This window comes from Microvirga sp. KLBC 81, assembly GCF_003075415.1.
Classification (GTDB): domain Bacteria; phylum Pseudomonadota; class Alphaproteobacteria; order Rhizobiales; family Beijerinckiaceae; genus Microvirga.
Genome location: NZ_QDAH01000212.1, coordinates 1 through 2,023, shown reverse-complemented (window position 1 = coordinate 2,023; position 2,023 = coordinate 1). Strand labels below are relative to the sequence as shown.

1 protein-coding gene is annotated in these 2,023 nt (G+C 58.2%); it reads right to left on the bottom strand.

Translation table 11 applies throughout. The annotated features are described in order from the left end of the window. Window positions 1-1,621: 1,621 nt before the first annotated feature. Window positions 1,622-2,023 (bottom strand): DNA translocase FtsK (locus tag DC522_RS33245; protein WP_305777722.1); only part of this gene is annotated, 402 nt, incomplete at its 5' end.

Here is a 2,023-nt window from a genome sequence, read left to right as displayed (position 1 = left end):
TGGCATGTCTTCTCTTTGCCCCGCCAACGCGATCTCTGCGGGATCGTTCCGGCGGCCGTTGTGCGTTAGGACAGGCGATCGCGGCCAAAGGTGACCCGACCGGGCTTGGACCACGCCCCTTTGAAGGCCTCCTGGATGAGAAGGCATGGCACGAGTCGCGGTGACAAGACGGCTTGTGCAATAGCGACTTGTTCCACTGATGCTCACGGCAAACAATCGTCCGAGAGGCTCAGCGATAGAGGAACTGCGCGTTCTGTGAGCCTTGCCTTTCTTCCGAGCCAACAATCGGGCTGGGAAGGGTCCGGGAGTTCTCTACTTCCTGCGAAAGAATACCTTTGGGCGGCTGGCGGATAGCGCAACTGCCTATTGGTTCTTCAAAGACTTCGGCGAAGCACCTAGATAAGGTGTTTCGATAATGAGGTGTCCTCTATGCCCAGCAGGGATGACGAACCTAACCTCGATATAGACAACGAGTTGAGGACCGGCAGGCGTATCAGCTTCCGTGACTACCCCAGTACAGGTTTGGTCGTGCTTGCGGCTCTTGTCTCGGGACTGGGCTGGCTGGTCTACAGGTGGTCGGAAGGAAAGCGTGCAGGTCAGTCAACCGCTTCCAATAAACTCCAAGAGGCGCAAGCAGATGGAGTTGTCCCAAAAACACCAGTTCCTGAGGATAAGAACGCCTCAGCAGAGCCCAGGGCGGACATAACGTGAGGTGTTGTGGTGAGGAGTTGTGGCCTCCCCGGGTGAGGGAATGGCTGGGCCGTCACGGTCGTCTGACGCTGATTTCTCTGGTATCCCACTCGAACATGAGCTGGTGCAAACGCTCAGAGTCACACCATGTAAAGAGCGTGCCCGATCCGGACCTTTCTCCAGCAACGAGCGCACGCCGGCCGAAGACTGTCAATGACAAGCGAAAGGCGCGTCAGCCAAATCAGATATGTCTCGAAAACCTTCGCCGTGCTCCCGCGTTGTTAAGACATGCAATACATCTGCGACACTCCGGGATCGAAGAGCTGGTTTCAGATCGAAACCGAAGCCGAGGCTGTGCGCGAGTCAGATGCGATGGGTCACGCAGTGGAGAAGCACTTTCGCCGAGCCTGTGAGGCTGCAACGAACACCTATCGGTCGACCTCCAGCTCTTTTATCGAGCAGGATATTGGCCTCAAAGCTCATGTGCGTCGCGTCATGCCGCTGTTCCTGACCTTGCGCGATGCAGAAGGAGAGGCGCTTGTTACAGCAATGTTGCCACCGGGCGGGCGGCATGATCCCAATGCGAGGATCATTATCGTGGGCCCTAAGAACGAGGATCCCTACCCTGTCCACGAGACGGCCATCCGAAAGTTGGGCGAGCACTTTGGCCTCAGTCTAGACCGGGCCCGGTGCTATCCCTATGGAGGAACTGTCCCGCCCCAGAGTTGATCCTGTGTGCAGGCGCCTTCTAGAGCCTTACGGTCCAGCGGCTAATCATTGCTATCTCGTTTGCTTTGCGATCCATGTTCGGCAACGACAGCCTGGTCCGATGAGAGCGCTCACTTGTTGGATTGATGCCGACATCGTTGTGTCAGGAGGAGGCCCGCGGACGGAACCTCCTCCTGAAGTCCTATGGAGATATCTCTATCTTCTAGTCCTCAAACTCCCCGCCCAGAATCTCCCGCTTACCAGCATGGTTGGACGGGCCGACGATCCCTTCCTTCTCCATCCTTTCCATGATCGAGGCGGCCCGGTTGTAGCCGATCTGCAGCCGGCGCTGGATGTAGCTCGTCGACGCCTTCTTGTGCCGAAGGACAATGCTGACCGCCTGCTCGTAGATATCGGACGAGGCCAGACCGAGATCGCCATCATCTGCCGGAAGCTCCGACGCGTCCATTTCCTCCGCCTCCTCCTCGTCGGCCGTGACCGCCTCGAGATAGACGGGCTCGCCCTGCCGTTTAAGGTGGTTGACCACTTTCTCGACCTCCTCGTCGGAGCAGAACGGGCCGTGCACGCGGGTGATGCGGCCGCCGCCGGCCATGTAGAGCATGTC